This window comes from Clostridium sp. CTA-7 (assembly GCF_054768095.1).
Map to the genome: position 1 here is coordinate 383,598 of NZ_BAAAAV010000003.1, position 17,547 is coordinate 401,144.

At 28.1% G+C, this 17,547-nt stretch carries 13 protein-coding genes; 3 read left to right on the forward strand and 10 right to left on the reverse strand.

The features are described 5' to 3' along the window. Window positions 1-6: 6 nt before the first annotated feature. The 4 genes from ACYUEX_RS07975 to ACYUEX_RS07990 all read right to left on the reverse strand — a co-directional run bounded on the left by ACYUEX_RS07975 (window position 7) and on the right by ACYUEX_RS07990 (window position 3,656). On the reverse strand, window positions 7-330 hold the full coding sequence (locus tag ACYUEX_RS07975; RefSeq protein WP_411168040.1) for a hypothetical protein: 324 nt from the start codon (window positions 328-330) through the stop codon (window positions 7-9). Continuing rightward, window positions 323-973 carry a hypothetical protein gene (locus ACYUEX_RS07980; protein ID WP_411168041.1) on the reverse strand — a complete coding sequence of 217 codons (651 nt, stop codon included), beginning with the start codon at window positions 971-973 and terminating at the stop codon, window positions 323-325. The genes ACYUEX_RS07975 and ACYUEX_RS07980 overlap by 8 nt, the downstream gene beginning before the upstream one ends. Window positions 974-1,102: 129 nt before the next feature. After that, window positions 1,103-1,240, reverse strand: a complete 138-nt coding sequence (locus tag ACYUEX_RS07985) for a hypothetical protein (protein WP_411168042.1) — start codon at window positions 1,238-1,240, stop codon at window positions 1,103-1,105. A 223-nt stretch (window positions 1,241-1,463) separates the two neighbouring features. Then, complete coding sequence (locus tag ACYUEX_RS07990) at window positions 1,464-3,656, reverse strand: DNA topoisomerase III (RefSeq protein ID WP_460287480.1); 2,193 nt, start codon at window positions 3,654-3,656, stop codon at window positions 1,464-1,466. A gap of 223 nt (window positions 3,657-3,879) precedes the next feature. Here ACYUEX_RS07990 and ACYUEX_RS07995 point away from each other — a divergent pair, with 223 nt between their 5' ends. Then, the gene (locus ACYUEX_RS07995; RefSeq protein ID WP_411168044.1) at window positions 3,880-4,272 is read left to right on the forward strand and encodes a hypothetical protein; all 393 of its coding nucleotides are present in this window, start codon (window positions 3,880-3,882) and stop codon (window positions 4,270-4,272) included. Window positions 4,273-4,326: 54 nt separating this feature from the next. On the opposite strand, the gene ACYUEX_RS08000 is transcribed toward ACYUEX_RS07995, so the two are convergent. The 6 genes from ACYUEX_RS08000 to ACYUEX_RS08025 all read right to left on the reverse strand — a co-directional run bounded on the left by ACYUEX_RS08000 (window position 4,327) and on the right by ACYUEX_RS08025 (window position 14,100). Further along, window positions 4,327-8,259: a hypothetical protein gene (locus ACYUEX_RS08000; protein WP_460287482.1), complete on the reverse strand. Its 3,933-nt coding sequence runs from the start codon at window positions 8,257-8,259 to the stop codon at window positions 4,327-4,329. Window positions 8,260-8,342: 83 nt separating this feature from the next. After that, a complete protein-coding gene (locus ACYUEX_RS08005; RefSeq protein WP_411168046.1) occupies window positions 8,343-8,759 on the reverse strand; it encodes an ureidoglycolate lyase in 417 nt (138 codons plus the stop codon). Between the two features lie 21 nt (window positions 8,760-8,780). After that, window positions 8,781-10,946, reverse strand: a complete 2,166-nt coding sequence (locus tag ACYUEX_RS08010) for a Sip1-related alpha-galactosidase (protein ID WP_460287484.1) — start codon at window positions 10,944-10,946, stop codon at window positions 8,781-8,783. A gap of 37 nt (window positions 10,947-10,983) precedes the next feature. Beyond that, on the reverse strand, window positions 10,984-11,811 hold the full coding sequence (locus ACYUEX_RS08015; RefSeq protein ID WP_411168048.1) for a carbohydrate ABC transporter permease: 828 nt from the start codon (window positions 11,809-11,811) through the stop codon (window positions 10,984-10,986). Beyond that, window positions 11,811-12,746: a carbohydrate ABC transporter permease gene (locus ACYUEX_RS08020; RefSeq protein WP_460287486.1), complete on the reverse strand. Its 936-nt coding sequence runs from the start codon at window positions 12,744-12,746 to the stop codon at window positions 11,811-11,813. Before ACYUEX_RS08020 ends, ACYUEX_RS08015 begins: the two co-directional genes overlap by 1 nt. A 76-nt stretch (window positions 12,747-12,822) precedes the next feature. Continuing rightward, window positions 12,823-14,100, reverse strand: coding sequence for an ABC transporter substrate-binding protein (locus ACYUEX_RS08025; RefSeq protein WP_460287487.1), 1,278 nt, complete (start codon window positions 14,098-14,100; stop codon window positions 12,823-12,825). Window positions 14,101-14,282: 182 nt separating this feature from the next. Between ACYUEX_RS08025 and ACYUEX_RS08030 the strand changes: the two genes are divergently transcribed. Together ACYUEX_RS08030 and ACYUEX_RS08035 are read left to right on the forward strand one after the other, a co-directional pair. Continuing rightward, window positions 14,283-16,040: a sensor histidine kinase gene (locus ACYUEX_RS08030; protein WP_460287488.1), complete on the forward strand. Its 1,758-nt coding sequence runs from the start codon at window positions 14,283-14,285 to the stop codon at window positions 16,038-16,040. Then, on the forward strand, window positions 16,021-17,466 hold the full coding sequence (locus ACYUEX_RS08035; RefSeq protein ID WP_460287490.1) for a response regulator transcription factor: 1,446 nt from the start codon (window positions 16,021-16,023) through the stop codon (window positions 17,464-17,466). Before ACYUEX_RS08030 ends, ACYUEX_RS08035 begins: the two co-directional genes overlap by 20 nt. The last annotated feature ends 81 nt before the right edge of the window (window positions 17,467-17,547 follow it).

Sequence of the window (17,547 nt, forward strand, 5' to 3'; positions counted from 1 at the left end):
CCCTTTTTATACAAAAAAGCTAATTATTATTATTAGTAACAGAATAGCATTTAATATTAAAACTATTTTACTATTTAGTGAAATTCCTCTTAATTCTTTTTCTTCTTTACTTTCTAACATATCTACCATTATTAATATTTGCTCTAATTTATTTAGTATCTCCTTATTTGTTTTTCTATTTTCCCCTATTTCTTTTATATTGCTTAGAACTTCATTTTTACTTTTCTCAACTTCTCCTCTTATATCATCAATTATTATATCTTTATATAAATCTTTAAGTCTTTCTTTTACGTTATCTTTTATAACTTCTTCTTTTAAATAATTACCCACCCATTATCTCCTCCTCTAAACTTAACATGTCACTTATCAAAATAGAAATGTACTCATAGTTTAAAATCAAATCAAAATCTGTTAGATATCCTGAATTTATAGATGTAACTACAGTTCCTTTTTCTTTTAAAAACTCTTTTTTTATGTAATCTAAAAATACGCCTACTAATTTTTCTTCTTCATAAGAAGTTTTATTAAATTCATCATAATTCTTTCTTAAATTTTTAACCTTACTAATTTCTTGTTTTTCTATTCTTTTAATTTCATTAACTGCTTCTATAATATCATTTAACTTTTCAAACTCTATTTCATTATCTTCAGTATTACTTAATTCTATCAAACCCAATCTTCTTACTTTATCTTCTCTTTCCTTTTCTAATTCTATGTAACTCTTTTGCAAGTAATTTATATTATTTTCTATACTTAATATATCTCTTTTAAATTTATTTCTTTTTTTACTTATAAATCTAATTGTATCTTTTTGAGATTCTACAAATCTTTTTATAATTATTCTATCATTTAAGTTCCCTTCAAATTTATACTCTTTATGTTGATTTTTAAAATCTTTTAAAAATAACTTTATTCCCTTGTATATGAGGTCTTGATTTCTTTTACAAATCTTATTTAATGATTTTTCAATCATAAGTGTTACGCCCCCTTTTAATCATTACCCTTCAATAGTTATGTTATGTTTTATATAATAATATGCTTATATATTAATTATTATTATAAAAAAGTAGCAGAAATTAAAATTTTCTACTACTTTTAAAATTTATTCTTCTATTAAATTAAAATCTTGCATTTTTTTTATTTCTTTACACTGAGGGCATAAAATTAAAGACTCTTCCTTTAACTCCTCAAAATTATATCCACACTTATTACATATACATGATGTTTCATTCATTTCCATTTTTTTGACCTCCCTACAACTTAATTTTTGACATATGTCTATTTATACATTCATATGTTAAAATTTCTTAAATTAAGATTTAATTTTAAATACTATATATTATACATTTAGTTTATATAATAATTACAAAATTATTATATAAACTAAAAATATAAAAAAATATTACTAAAAACCTAAGTCTCTAGTAATATTTTAAATTAAAATTTATTTATAATTTAATGTATCAGTTATTAAAATTCTTCAAAAGATCAGCAAATGGATTATTAATATCTTGTTCTGCTTCCTTTTTCATCTTTTTCATTATATTATTTACTTCTTTTTTATTTACTTTATCAGATTTAGAATCAAATCTTTTATTAAATATAGAAGCTTTTTCCCTAAATGTACAATTAGTATTAGGACATACATATATTTGTCCTTCTCCATGACCTCTAAGCTCTAATTTCTTTTTACATTCTGGACATCTTGCATTAGTATTTCTACTTACACTTTCTCTATATCCACACTCTCTATCTTGGCAAACATTCATAATACCATTTTTACCTTTTACTTCTAAAAGGTATTTACCACAATTAGGGCACTTTTTGCCTGTTTTATTATCATGAATAAATTTACTATCTGTACCCTTTATAGATTCAATTAATGCTACAGCATAATTTTTCATTTCTTTTATGAATAAATTTGAATCTTCTTTTCCTTTACTTATTCCATCTAATTTCTTTTCCCATTTTGCAGTTAAAAGTGGTGATTTAAGTTCATTTGGCACTAATTCCATAAGCTGTCTTCCTTTAGATGTAGGTATTATTTCTTTACCTCTCTTTTCTATTACAAAAGAATTAAACAACTTTTCTATTATATCTGCACGAGTTGCAACAGTTCCAAGTCCACCTGTTTCATTTAGTGTCTTAGCAGAATCTTTATCTACATTTACATACTTATGTGGATTTTCCATAGCTGATAAAAGAGTTCCTTCATTAAATCTTGCTGGTGGTTTAGTTTGCCCTTTATTTAAATCTACTGAACTTATCTTTAATGAATCTCCTTTATTAAGTTTTGGAAGTACTTGATCTTTTAAATCATCTTCACTTGCTGATTCATCAATAATTTCTTTATCATATAAAGACTTCCATCCTTTTGACTTTATAACCTGCCCCTTAGCAATAAAGCTTTCTCCATTTATATCAGCCTTTATATTAGTTTGAATATATTCAAATGGCGGCATTAAAACGCTTAAAAATCTTTTAACTACAAGATCATATATATGTCTTTCTTCTGAACTTAAATTACTTAAATTAGGCTTTTGTTCAGTTGGTATAATTGCATGATGATCACTTACCTTACTATTATCTACAAAGCTTTTATTAGAGTTTATCTTTCCCTTTAACATTTCAGATGCTGCCATTCTATATTCACCAATAGATATTGCTTTTAATCTTTCTGGAATAGTTGAGACAATATCTGTAGATATATATCTAGAATCAGTTCTAGGATAAGTTAATATCTTATGGTTTTCATAAAGTCTTTGCATTATAGATAAAGTTTGCTTTGCAGAATAACCCCATATTTTATTTGCATCTCTTTGAAGCTCTGTTAAATCATATAAAGCTGGTGCAAATTTCTTTTTAGGAGTTTCTGTTATTGATGTAATTTTAGCATCATGTCCTTTTGCATTATTTAATATTTTATTAGCCATTTCTTCATTAAATATTCTTAAATTATTTTCATTATTAACCCATTGAAGTGAAATTCCATTTGCTTTTGCAAATATAGTATAAAAATCCTTTGGCTTAAAATTTTTTATTTCATCTTCTCTATTAACTATCATAGCTAAAGTCGGTGATTGTACTCTTCCTGCTGAAAGTTGTGCATTATATTTACATGTCAAAGCTCTTGTTGCATTAAGTCCAACTACCCAATCAGCTTCTGCTCTGCATTGAGCTGCCTTATATAAGTTTTCATACTGACTTCCAGGCTTTAAATTTTTAAATCCATCTAAAATTGCTTTATCAGTTTGAGATGATATCCAAAGTCTTTTTATAGGCTTCTTAACTCCTGCTTTTTCTATAGTCCATCTTGCAACAAGCTCTCCTTCTCTACCTGCATCAGTTGCTATTACTATTTCTTCAATATCACTTCTATTTAAAAGTTTTTTAACTTCATAAAATTGTTTAGATGTCTTTTTTAAAACAGTAAGCTTCATATACTTAGGTAACATTGGAAGAGTTTCCATACTCCAAGTTTTATATTTTTCATCATAACCTTCTGGGTCTTGAAGCCCAACTAAATGTCCAAGTGCCCAAGTTATAACATACTTATTTCCTTCTATATATGCTCCTTTATTTTGATTACATTTTAAAACCTTTGCTATATCTCTACCAACAGAAGGTTTCTCTGCTAGTACTAATACTTTTCCCATATCTTAGTCCTTTCTCTTTTAAGAGTAAATATACTTCTTGCATCTTAAACTCTATATTTATTTATTATTTTCTTTTAACTAATTAAACTATATCCAATTTATGATATTCTGTAAACCTACTTTAAATAAACATTCTATATTTAAAGTATTTTAATATACAGAATTAGTAAAATATTATATTTAATGATATAATAAATGACAAAACAAATTAGGGGGAATATCTATGGTAGAAATATTGAAATTAATAGCTAGTCTTATTAATGATTTACATGATAAAGTCTTAGATATTGTTAGTATAGCTGGATATCCATTAAATGATAAACAACTTCATTTTATATTTATGGCCTTAATTGGCATAGTAATATTTGTAATAACTCAAGTTGTATTTAAAAAACTTGCAAAATATAGCATTACTGCTATATCATTTATATATACATTAACAGTTATGATAGTTATAGTTTTTGCTATAGAAATACAGCAAAAGTTAACACATAGAGGTAATATGGAGTTTGCCGATATTGCTTATGGACTTTATGGATTTATTTATGTATTTCTTATATACTTGTTAATAAAACTTATTATAACTTTAATAAAAAAAATCAGTAACAAGCAATAAAAAGTGGTACCTATAAAGATATCCACTTTTTTGTTAAATCATTTATTTTTAACTCTAGTCTCGCTTTCTTTTCAAAGCATATCCTGCTGCCATTAATGATGAAGCTAAAGTTAATAAAGCTGTTGTTCCTATAGCATCACCTGTGTTAGGTAGCTTATCTTCATCTTTGCTTTCATTATTTTCAAGTTTATTCATTGCATCTTTTAAATTATTTACTGATTTATCTACTTCTTCTTGTGTTACATCCACTTTAGCAAATACATCTTTCGCATAAGCCAAAGCTTCATTAAATACTTTCCAACTTTCTTCAGTATAATTACTTGCTTTTAACTCTTCTGCTTTTTTAATAATTTCTTTTAAATTACTCTTATCAATATTAACTACAGTATTATCCTTTAACTTTAAATCCTTCATAGCCTTATCTAGATTTTTTGCTGCTTCATCAACTTCTATTTGTGTAGCCTTCTTATTAGACACTATATCTTTAGCGCTAGCCAAAGCTTCACTGAAGTTATTCCAAGACTCCTTAGTGTAATCTTCACTTCTTAAGGCTTCTGCATCTGTAATTAATTTGTTCAACTCTTCCTTGTTAACTATTTCTTGAACAGTATTTGTGGCTTCAACTGAAACTGTGTCATTAGCTCCTACCTCAACATTTGCATAACTTACTAATTCACCGTTTACTTCCTTTTGCTCTGCTTTAACTTGCTCCCCATTAACATTTATATACTTATAATCACCATAAAACCTAGCTTCCCAATTTAAACTTTCTGATGCTTTATTTGTTAATGTAGTCATAGTTAATCCGTTATGAGCAATACTTAATTCATGATCTCCCATCTGTAAATTATCTAAATTAACCCATTCAACTTCTCCAGGTAAATGTGGTGCTGTTACAATTTTATGAGCTCCTGCATCTGGCTCTACTCCCATTAATCCCTCTACTGTATGAGAAATAAATGTAAATGAAATTTCTGGATAATCACCATTGGTACCTTGTGTTGCACGTTCATGTGCCTGATCTTTAACACTCATTATATATTTCATCCATTTCCAAGCTTCTTCATTTCTATTATATGGGAAATAAGCTTCAGGTATATAGGTATATGCTTCTATATTCAAAGGCGAATCCTCAGTACTTCCTATTCCATTACCTAACTTTTCAGATATAAAATCTAAATATTTATCATTTCTTTCTCCCGGTTCTGATAATAATTTCATTGGAATAAACCAACTATTTTCTTTACCAAAATCATTTAGCTTTTTCCCATCCTTTTGTAATACAGTAGCATAATTTTCATTTGGATTACTTGGGTCTATTACACTCCAATCTTCATTAAAATATTTTTTCAATGCTTCTGCTTTATCGTACCATTCCTTAGCTTCTTTATCTTCTCCTCTTGCACTAAGCATACCAGCATAAGCTAATGTTGCTTGATATTGTGACCCAATAGCATCAGCAGCCTCAATTGGAAATTTCCCTCTTTCATTATAAGTACATGACCCTTGGAATATTCCTCCATAACCTTCTGCAATGCCATTTGTATTTTGATCATCATGAAGGCTTATATAGTCTGTTAATACCTTTGTATACAAATTCCATAAATCATCATCAAAAATATATCTTTCATCACCAGTCCAAAGATACTGCTCATAGGCCTTCTCAACTAGTTCAAACTGAGCAGGTACTTCCCTTACAAATAAATCATCATTTTTGTAATCAATTGTATGCGGTGTTCCATCAAAATTTATTGCCCAGAATGTATACCATTTTCTTGATTCTGTTGCATTCTTTGCAAAGGTTTTAAACATTGAGAAGTTTTCATCCTTTAATCCTGAGATTTGTCCACCTGTTGCTTGATGAACAAAATCTCTTCCATAAAATGCTGTTCTATCATAATAACCAGCCCAATATGATGGTATATATTTAGCAGTTCCACTACCATCATTATTATTTTCATCTCTATTTACCAAACCTGTTTTTCCAGTCATAACAAATTGTTCTGTTTTATCAACTGACCAATTAAAGCTATCTTCTAAGAATTTATTAGAAGACTTTACAACTGCCTCTTTTCTCTCAACTTCACATACTACAGACCATACATCTGTACTCCCATTTCCATTAGTCACATTAACCTTTAATGGAGCTGATAAGTCTAAAGTTTGTCCATTTTTTAAATTTGATACTGATTCTTCAGATAATTGTATACTATTTAAAACTACCTTACTAGTATCAGTTCCATATGGTACTACAACCTTTATAGTTTTATCTTTTTTATTTATTATGCTATTTCCTTCTTGTCCATCCAAGTTAAATGAAATAATATTACTGTACTTTTCCGTTTCAATCTCTCTATTTCTAATTAATTTAACATTATCAACACTTACTAAAGAAGTTTTTGTACCTTGGAAAAATATTTTAATTTTCTCTCCTTTTTCTAGTCTAATATTTTTAAGCTCATTTTTTGTATAACCTGTATTTTTTTCTACTGTAGAATAGCATATAATTTCAGAATCATTAAGTTCATCACTTAAAGTCATAATACCTAATTTAGCTCCTTCTCCTTCCGTGTTTACAAAAGCTGATAAATCATAAAATCCTGTTTCGGGAATTTCAGTTTCTTGAGTAATATAATTAAAATCTCCTTTAGCTATACGAGCTCTTATTCCTCCATCATAGCTATAATTATATCTAATGTTAGCTCCATAATATCTCCAACCTAATCCATTATTCTCAAAGCTTGGATTATTAATGATATTTACATCAATTGGTCCAATGGCCTCACTAAATACTCCATCTCCTAAAGTTCCATATTCGTCAACAGGTATAACTTTACATTTTAAGTACTTATTTTTTAAGTTTTCTTTGAGCACTAATGTTTTACCATATTCTCCTGCTATTTCACTATATTCACCATCTTTACTATCGGACATTAACCAACTAAACTTTGTAGCTCCTTCAATATGATTATCTAAGTCATTAAAATCGTATGTCACATTTAACGGTGCACCTACTTCATTATTACCATTAATCTGAATGTTGGTAACTTGTGGTTTTAAAAAATTCATTTTCTCTATGTCATACATAAACCTAGCATCTTCTATTTCTGCACTCCCTTCTATGGTTATATTTAAGTCAGAGTTTTTATCTTGTATTATATCACTAATTCTTACTACTTTATATTCTTCTGATGCTGCTAAAATTTCTGTTCTGTCCCCTATCTTAACGTTTACATTGTTAGTTAAAGCCTTTATATTCATTTCCAAGTAATAATTCCCTTTATTTGGAACCTTTATCTCTTGGCTTATTTTTGAAGTATCATCTTTTAAAATTGCTTTACCATTTAATATTTCTGCATCTTCTAAAGCCCATCCATCTAAATTTTCAAAACTCTCATTAACAAGTAAATTTTCTACCTTGCTTCTATCATAATAAAATTCAAAATCATCTCCATTAACCCAGGCACTTCCTCCTATTAATCCTATATCAATCTTATCACCTTTTTTCATATATATAGGCTCTATTTCATATCTAGCATAGCTAGAGTTTGAATCTATTTTAACTTCCTTTATAATACTTCCATCCTCTGGATTGAATAAAGCTAACTTTCCATTAGGTCCTCCTGCTGCCGCATAAACAGCTCCTTTATAATATCCGTTATATGGCGCTTCAATAGTTTGTTTTATAATGTTATTATCACCTGGATCTACCCAGCATTGAACCTTCCCTGTATAGGGAAAATTATTCCAATCGCCTACTGCTCCAATAGTTATCCAATTTGGAATTTCATAATCATCAATATTTGGATCTTCCTCAAAGCCTGGATCCTTAACTAAGTTTACTCTACTATCATCATTTAGTTCTACAGTACTTAGATTATTTTCTTTAATTGGTTCAGCAAAAGTCAATACATTACTAGTAATACACGTTAAGGCTACTAACAATGCTAATGTTTTGCTCATGGATGTTCTAAAACCTTTTTTCATTATTAAATCCCCTCTCATTATTTATAATATGAAAATAACTAAGCCCCTTAATATAAAGAGCTTAGTTATAATTCAGAGCTTCTCTATACCATCATAGGCAATATTTCACTTTCAAAGTAGTAAAACTCCGACGTCACATCTAAATTTTCTGTTATTTTAACGCTAGCACTATCTGATAATGATATTACTTGATGCCATATACCCTTATAAAGACATATTGGTTTATCCAATAAAAATACTTTATAATCACTAGGTGTTTTATTTTCTGCTACCATAATTAAGGTTGTACCAGTTAATGGTTCAAAGCTTTCCATTGATGTAGGATGATTTTCCATAAGCTTTACACCTTTTTCTTTATATCTATAAACAGCTAGTCTCCAAGGATCATTTGGCTCTGATACTACTATTTCAAACTTATCAGTACAAGTTTCACTAAACTCAATTATCTTCCCAAACTTTTCAAAGCTTTCTTTAGAGATAGTTAATATAGGCTTTTTCATATTTTTAACTCCTATTCTTAGTTATTTAAGGCTAATTCTTAAATTAGATTTTTCTCCCTTAAATACTAAATTAACTTGAAGAAGTTCTTCTTCTATAAAATAATCAACTTCTGCATTATCACATTTGACACTGTCAATAACAAATCCATTTGGTATATGGAACCAATAACTTTCTTCTGATCCTTTTATAGTATCTAAATGTAAATTTAATGTACTATCCTCAAACTTTTGATTTTTAATACTTATTGCATCCATTGTTACGTGTCTTGTTGATGCTATTACTTGTGGCTCACTCTTAACTTCTGTTAATGATATTATTTGACACGTACCTAAATCTAATTTCTTAACAGTAAATCTTCCACTTACTTTTCCTAAATATTTTTTGCCCCAGAAATCAAAAGCAAGATATTCCTTATTCCTTTCTAAACCAACATTTTCAAGCTCTATATTACTTTCTTCCAATGGAATTGAAGCAAATCTTCCGAGTACACTCCATTTTCTCCACTCTTTATCGATATGAATTGTCCAAAGAGTTGAAAAAGGATGCTCATCATTCATAGATGGATATTCGCCAGCCATATTCATTGCTTCTTCTAATGTAATATCTTCTGCTTTAACTGGATTTTCTCTTGGAACTGCAAATCCATGAAGTTTTGTCCATGTAAATGCTGGATAGCTTAAGTCAATAGTACCTGTTTCCCCAGCAAAAGTTTCAATAGTAGGTAATGTTTTTCTTATTACTTCAATTCTCTTATCATCATAATCCTTCATTGGGTCACTTAACATATATAATCCACCTGACAGTGAAACAAGTGAACATATACTTCTTGCCCATTCAAGGTTAGTTCTTGCGCAAATGTGGTCTGGGTCTATTAAGAATAATATACGTTGAGCATTAAACCATCTTGCTGACTCAACTATTTGCATTCTTATTCCAGCCCAAGTTGGATTAGCATCCATCGCTACACGACATGCATCAACAACCCCTATAACTTCTGATAATACTCCCCATGATGCTAAGAAATATGCCTTATCTCCAATTCCATCTCTTGCACATTCCATATAAGATCTAAAACGTTTCTCCGCATCATCATTAGTTATTAATCCTTGTCTTACGGCTTCATGTAATCCATCTAATAATAGATGCCTTATTGCATCAGTTTTAAAATAATCATAACCATATTCCTTTAATCCTTTATAAAAAGGTAATACATGCTTATCTAATGATTCTTTTCTACAATCTATTAAATAATCTATCCATTCACCTAGCATTGGCTTACCATCATTGCCCTTTAGCAGGTACTTTCCTTGATTTTTAGCAAATTCAGAATTTGTAATATTAGCATTTGTCCATATACCAGCTTTAAATCCTTCTTTTTCTATTGCTTCAACTGCTCCTTTATGCCCTTTTTTAAATTGGCTATTTGTATTTAGCCATCCTTCTGCTAATGAGCCATTTGGATCAACTGGTAATGGCATATTTTGATATCCATCATCTATTTGTATATATTCTAATCCATATCCACCTAATTTTTCTGAAAAGAACTTTGATACTTCTTCTATATTTTCTTGAGTTACATCTCTTCTAAATGCCTCCCAAGAGCACCAACCCGTAACTGATTTTGTATTAGGTCTCCACTCCCATGGTTTATGGTAAGAATATCCTAAATGTTTTCTATAATATTGCATTCTTAAGTTTACAAATAAAGGTTTTGGTCCTAACTCAATTTCTAATTCTACTTTAAGATTGTTTAATTCTGTTTTTTCAAACCTTTCTGAAATCCATTTCCACTGGCATCCATTCCAATCTATTAGTAAATCTTGTTTAATATCATAAACCCCATTTACTCCCTTCATAGTGGGATGACCAACTTGTCCTAATATGGCTTCATTTTTATTAGCACGATTTGGTCTCATATTAATAGCATCTTCACTTAATAAAAATGTAACCTTAGCCTTTGCTGGCTTATCTAGCGTTACATATATTTGTTGTATAAAAGGAATGTTTTGAAGATTTCCATCTGATCCATGTCTGAAACCAACTTCATCTTCTCCATCTATCTTCATTGTAATAATATTTTTACCATTATACTCATATGTTAACGTTCTCGTTTCTTCATTCCACTTATGAAGAGCATGTGCTATTGGTGGTTCAATTAATTCTGGATGAAAATTTTCGTTATTCATATGTTCCTCCTAAATATTAGCTTATTTTATTTAACTTCTACTTTATAGCACTATCAACCATACCCTTAATAAAGTATTTTTGTAGGCATAAGAAAATAATAACTATTGGTAATATTCCTAATAAAGATGCTGCAGCCGCTGCATTTATATTCGATGAACTTTGTGAAAAGAATCCTGCTATAGCCTGTGTAACAGTCTTAATCTTAGGTGATTGTAATAAATATAAGGAAAATTGATAATCATTCCAACATGAAACTCCTGTAAGTATTACTACTGTAGCTGTTACTGGTTTTAATTGTGGCAGTATTATACTAAAGAATGTTCTAATTGGCCCACATCCATCTATCGCTGCTGCTTCGTCTAATGCATCTGGTATTGATGAAATAAAATTAGTATATAAGAATATACTCATTGGAAGTTGGAATGTAATTAGAACTATTATTATAGACCAATAAGTACTAGTTCCATTTAACTTTGCAATCATCGAATATAATGGTACAAGAATACTTAAAGGTGGTACCATCATTATCCCTAAAACGAAGGCCTTAACTCCCATATTAAATTTAGTCCTATTTCTTGCTAATGGATAAGCTGCTAAAGCTCCTATTATTGTAATAAACACAATAGATACACTTGTAATTACTAAACTTGACATTAAGCTTTGTCCAATTTTTCCTTTTTCTATAGCTACACTAAAATTTTCCCAATTAATATAAGTAGGAAATACCCATCTAGAGCTTAAATCCTTAGGTGATTTAAATGCAACCCCTACCAAAATGTAAAAAGGTATTATGTGTAATAAACAAATTAATATTGCTAATGGAGTTCTCCATAAGTTATTTCTTTTAAATCCACTATTTGTCATTATTCATTCACCTCTTTACTATCAAAGTATTTCATAATTAAGTTTGAAACAATCATTATAAATATAAATGTAAATATACCTATTGTTGCTGAATAGCCAGCATTTTGTCCTCTAAAATATGTCTGCGTTACTAAAGTTGATAAGGAGTGTGATGAGAACCCTGGTCCTCCCCCAGTTAATGCCATAATTATGTCAAATAACTTAAGACCTCCAATTAAATTAATAACTACAGATGATACTATAGCTGGCATTAATAATGGTAATGTAATATATTTAAATTTATCCCAAGTCCTAACTCCATCAATTTCAGCAGCTTCATAATACATATCAGGAATATTTTGAAGTCCTGCTAAATAAATAATCATTGAAATACCACAAAATTGTAATGTATTTATTATTGTCATAATTATTACAGCTCTTTGTCCATCTCCTAACCAATCTATTGGTGCTCTTCCTAACCAAATTAGCACGTCATTAAATGCTCCCTTATCAAATTGGAATAAGAAATAAACAACATAACCCATTATTAATGGTGCAATCATAACTGGAATATAAATTATTGTCCTAGCTAAAGATCTTCCTCTAAACTTTGAATTTAAAAAAATAGCATAAGCTATTCCTATAACATTTTGTAATAATGTACTTCCAAATCCGTATATAATTGTATTAAAAAGTGCTCCCCAAATATTTTTATCTTGTAGTAATCTAATATAATTATCTACTCCTACATATTTATAATTTTGTGAAAATCCATTCCAATTTGTAAAAGAAATTCTAATACCATCTATAAAAGGATATACAACAATAAATAAGAATAATAGAATTGCTGGTAAATATAATATGTTCATTAAATTTTTTCTATTTTTACTTTTTGGGGCTTTTTTAACTACAACAGCATCATTTTCTGTAACCAACATTTTAACTTCATTATTCATATATTCCCCTCCCAATAATTTCTATTATCAACTATTAAGGGCATAAAATACCCTTAATAGTTTTATTTTATATTGATTATCTCTTTTGACTAAATTTATCTTTAAAGCTTTGTTCCATGTGTTTAATTGAATCTTGTACAGCTGTTGGTTTTCCAGCTAATATATCAGCTCCAGTTATGCACATATCATCCCACATTCCACTTGGTAGATATACTCTATCAAAGTATGGGAATGTTTCAACATTAGCATACTTATCATAGTATTGTTGAACAGCACCTGTATCAGCAGTTACATTTGTTAAACCTGATGGCATTCCATCAACTGAAGCCAATTTACCAGCAACTTCTGGTTTAGCTAAGTAGTTTATAAACTTAAGTGCAGCTTCTTCATTTTTAGTATTCTTATTCATACCAACAGCTATTCTTTCACCAGCTATAAGTGAAGGTTCATCATCTTTGCTATTTGAAGGAATAGGCATCATTCCAAGCTTAGCATTAGGATTAACTTTTAATGCTTCTGTAATTGCATAGTTACCATAGAACTCAAAAGCAACCTTGCCATCTGCAAAGCTTTTAATATCAGTTAAATAATCTGATGTTAAACTATCTAAATTGAAGTATCCAGCTTTATTCCATTTATCAAATAAACCTGCAACATCTCCCCATAAATTCCAATCAAATGTTCCATCTAATAATTGCTTCTTATAGTTCTTAGCATCGTTTGTAACATAGAATGACGGTGCTACCCAATCAAAGAATTGACCTATTGTCCAGTTATCCTTTCCCCCCATATGAATAGGTGTAAATCCAGCAGCCTTTATCTTTCCTAATGCTACTTCAAAATCAGCCCAAGTCTTAATATCATCAACTTTTACTCCAGATTTCTCTAAAACTTCAACGTTATAAACAATACCTGCGATATCCATATTAATTGGTAATACAAATATGTCATTTTTCTCGTTAGTAATCATTGGTTTAATTGCCGGTTTAATATCTTTTACCCAAGACTGATCCGTAAGAGGTTTTAAATATTCACTATATCTTGCAACAGACCATCCATGAGTTGTCCATAAATCTGGTAAGTCATTTGCAGCCATTTTAGTTTTCATAAGCTCTTCATAATTGCTTCCTGGTGCTGAATATTCAATTTTTATTCCAGTTTCATCAGTAAAGTCCTTACATACTTTTTCTAATTCCTCACTTGGAACTCCAACTAAGTTAGTCATAAATGAAAGCGTTACATCTTCCTTAGCTGTATCTCCTGTTTTTCCTCCATTATTTGATGATGAACAACCCACCAGCCCAGTAAACGTTAACACGCCACATAATAAAGCACTTATTAATCTTTTCTTCATAAACCTTTCCCCCTTAATTTGTTTTACAAATTTATTATATAATCCTTTTCATATATCTCATATGTATCAATTCTATACTTATAGAGTTTAATTCTATACTAATTCTTACATTCATTCAAAAATCATTTTAATTTTATATTTTATATTATAAAATAGTAATATATTATATTTAGAGGTGTGCTATGAAAAAAATACAGTCTTTTAGTTCAAAGCTTATGTTATTATTTAGCTTAAGTATAATTTTACCTATAACTATAATGATATTGATACTATGTGTTTACTTTACTAATATACTATCAAATCAAAATGTAATTCAGTTTAAAAATACACTTAGCTCTGTTTCAAGTAATATTAATACATATATAGATGATTTGAAAAGGTTAACATTAACTCCTTATATGTATAAAGAAATATCTTTATTTATGGAATCCATAAATAATGGCAGTTATGAAAGAAACATTACTGAAATTGATAGATTTATAAAAAGTAAAAATTATAGTTCTACTCTTAATAAGATAATTAATCAATCAAGAGAAGATATATTAGGAATTACTTTTATACCTTATTCTAATCAATCTAATGGATTTTTAGTAAGTAAATATTACGATACTTTAAACCAAGTGGATATTCCTTATTCATATAGTCCTTGGTTAAGTAATGCATTACATCTAGATGGTGATACTTATTTTACTCCTGTTCATTCATATAAGTACACTAAAAGTGGTAGTGAGTATCAAATTTTTTCAGTAATGAGAGTGATTAAAAATTTGGATACTAATAAAGTAATAGGAACTATTAAAATAGATGTAAAAGCCATTACTATTAAAAATATTATATCTTCTGTAAATATAAGTGATAATTCTATATTTATTTTAATGGATCAAAATAGTCAAATTATTCACTCTGTGAATTTTCCTTCAAATAAAGATGTTTCTGATATTGTTTTTTCTAATAAAAATCTGTCTAAAGACTATAATATAGTATCAACACCTATTGAATCTAGTAACTGGATTTTATTGTATCTAGGCTCTAAAAAAGATTTATATAGTGAAGTAGATTTTGTATTTAAAGTCACATTAATAATATCATTACTTTGTATTATAGTTGCAATTATATTTTTCAGAATTAATTCAAATAAAATGATAAAATCTATAACAAATATTACATCAACAATGAAAAAAGTTAGAGATGGTGATTTATCAGTCAGATGCATTACCTTAGAAAATGATGAACTTAAATTTATATCTGACGCATTAAACAAAATGATTGTTAACTTAGATAACCATATAAAAAATGAATATTCATCACTAATCGCTGTTAAAAATGCTGAATATTTAGCATTGCAATCTCAAATCAACCCTCACTTTTTATGTAATATATTGAATGGATTCGTAGCACTAAATAGGATTGGAGAAAAACAACTATTAGAAGACTCTATAATCCAACTTTCTAGCTTATATAGATATACTTGTAGCAACACAAATGTAGCTACATTAAAAGATGAATTTGATTTTATTGAGAGATATTTAACCCTTCAAAAACTACGTTTTGATGATATGATAGATTTTAAAATATCTCTAGATGAACGTGTTGCTAATATAGATATTCCAAAATTAATTTTACAACCACTTGTAGAAAATTCAATTAAACATGGTATAAAAAATTATAATGAACCTATTTTTATAACCTTAATAGCCTTATTAGATACAACATCTGGTGACATCGAGACATTAAAAATAATTATTTCAGATAATGGTGCTGGCTTTATTAAAGAAAAATATAGTTCTAAAAATAGTACAGGCCTAAATAATGTTAAAGAAAGAGTTGAATTCTTTAAAACAGGTGCCAACTTTACTATAATTGGAATTGAAAATGAAGGTACAGACTGCTATATAGAAATCCCTATTGGAGGTGGCTTAAATGAAAATACTAATAGCTGATGATGAAAGATTAGTTAGAATAGCACTTAGAAGTATGTTAGAAGATATATATCCTAGTAAATATACTTTTATTGAAGCAAAAAATGGACAAGAATTAATAGATTTATCTAAAAAATATCAACCTGATATTTGCTATGTAGATATTAATATGCCTTTACTTGATGGCTTAACAGCATTAAAATCCTGTAAAGATAACTGCCCTAATACTGAATGGTTTATATTAACTGGTGAAGCTGAATTTAGCTTTGCCAAAGAAGCTATAAATATAGGAGTTAGAGATTATTTGTTAAAACCTGTTAGTATTAATGATCTAAAAACAAACCTAGATTTAGCCGAAAAAAATATCTTAAACAAAAACCATTTAGAAAATGAAGTGTTTAAACTAAATACACTTTCTTTATTTACTTCTACTTTAATTAGCAATAATATTACAAAAAACTATATTACTTTAAAAGAAGGCAATTATACAGCTATTGTTTTCTTTGTAGATACCTACATTAATCAAGAAAGTAAAAATAAATTTATTAATACATTATATAATGAAATTGAAAAGACATTAGAGGATAAAATAAGTGAAGGCTATAATTATGCTCTATTTAATCTACTCTCAGGTGAGCTATGTTTGATTATTAATTCACCTAATTTAAGACATATTACTTTTGAAGATATTATAAAAAAGTTTGAATATGATAATTTATTAATTACTCCTATAGCTACAAAAAACGTTTCAAATTTACTTAAAGTATATGATGAAATAAAACTTATTAAGAAATACTCCACACTCAGAGCTACTTATAAATCTGGTAGGATATTGTATATAGAAAAGCTAATTTTTTTACCTAATATAGATTTAATATTAAATTTAACAAATGATATATTTTCTATATATAGATATTATTTAGATAAAAATGAACTAAAATTTATAGAATCTTTAAATTCTATTTCTTTAAATAATACATACAAAGGTATATTTAAAGAAATAAATATTGAAGTTTTAAATAGGTTTCTAAATTTAAATATGAATTTAAATTTAGAATTTAAAACATTTGATGAGTTATTAAATATATTAATATCAAATAGTAATAATATTTTATACTCTAATAAATCACAAAGTAAGGATATTATAGATGAAATTATGGATTATGTTAAAGAAAATTATATGAAAGATATCGGTGTCAATACTATTGCCAATCTTTATGGGATTACACCTAATTATTTAAGTAAAATATTTCATGAAAAATCTGGTATGAAATTTTCAAATTATATAACTGCTATTAGAATTCAAGAAAGTAAAAAGTTAATTTTAGAAGACAAATCCCTTACTATTAAAGATGTATCAAAGAAAGTTGGATACTATTCTCCTCGCCATTTTACAAAGCAATTTTATAAAATAGAAGGATATTATCCTTCGGACTTAACTAAATGATTATACAAAAAGGAAGGTTTTATAAGCAACAAAAACCTTCCTTTTTAATAAAATCTAATATTAATTATTTATTTTAAGCAA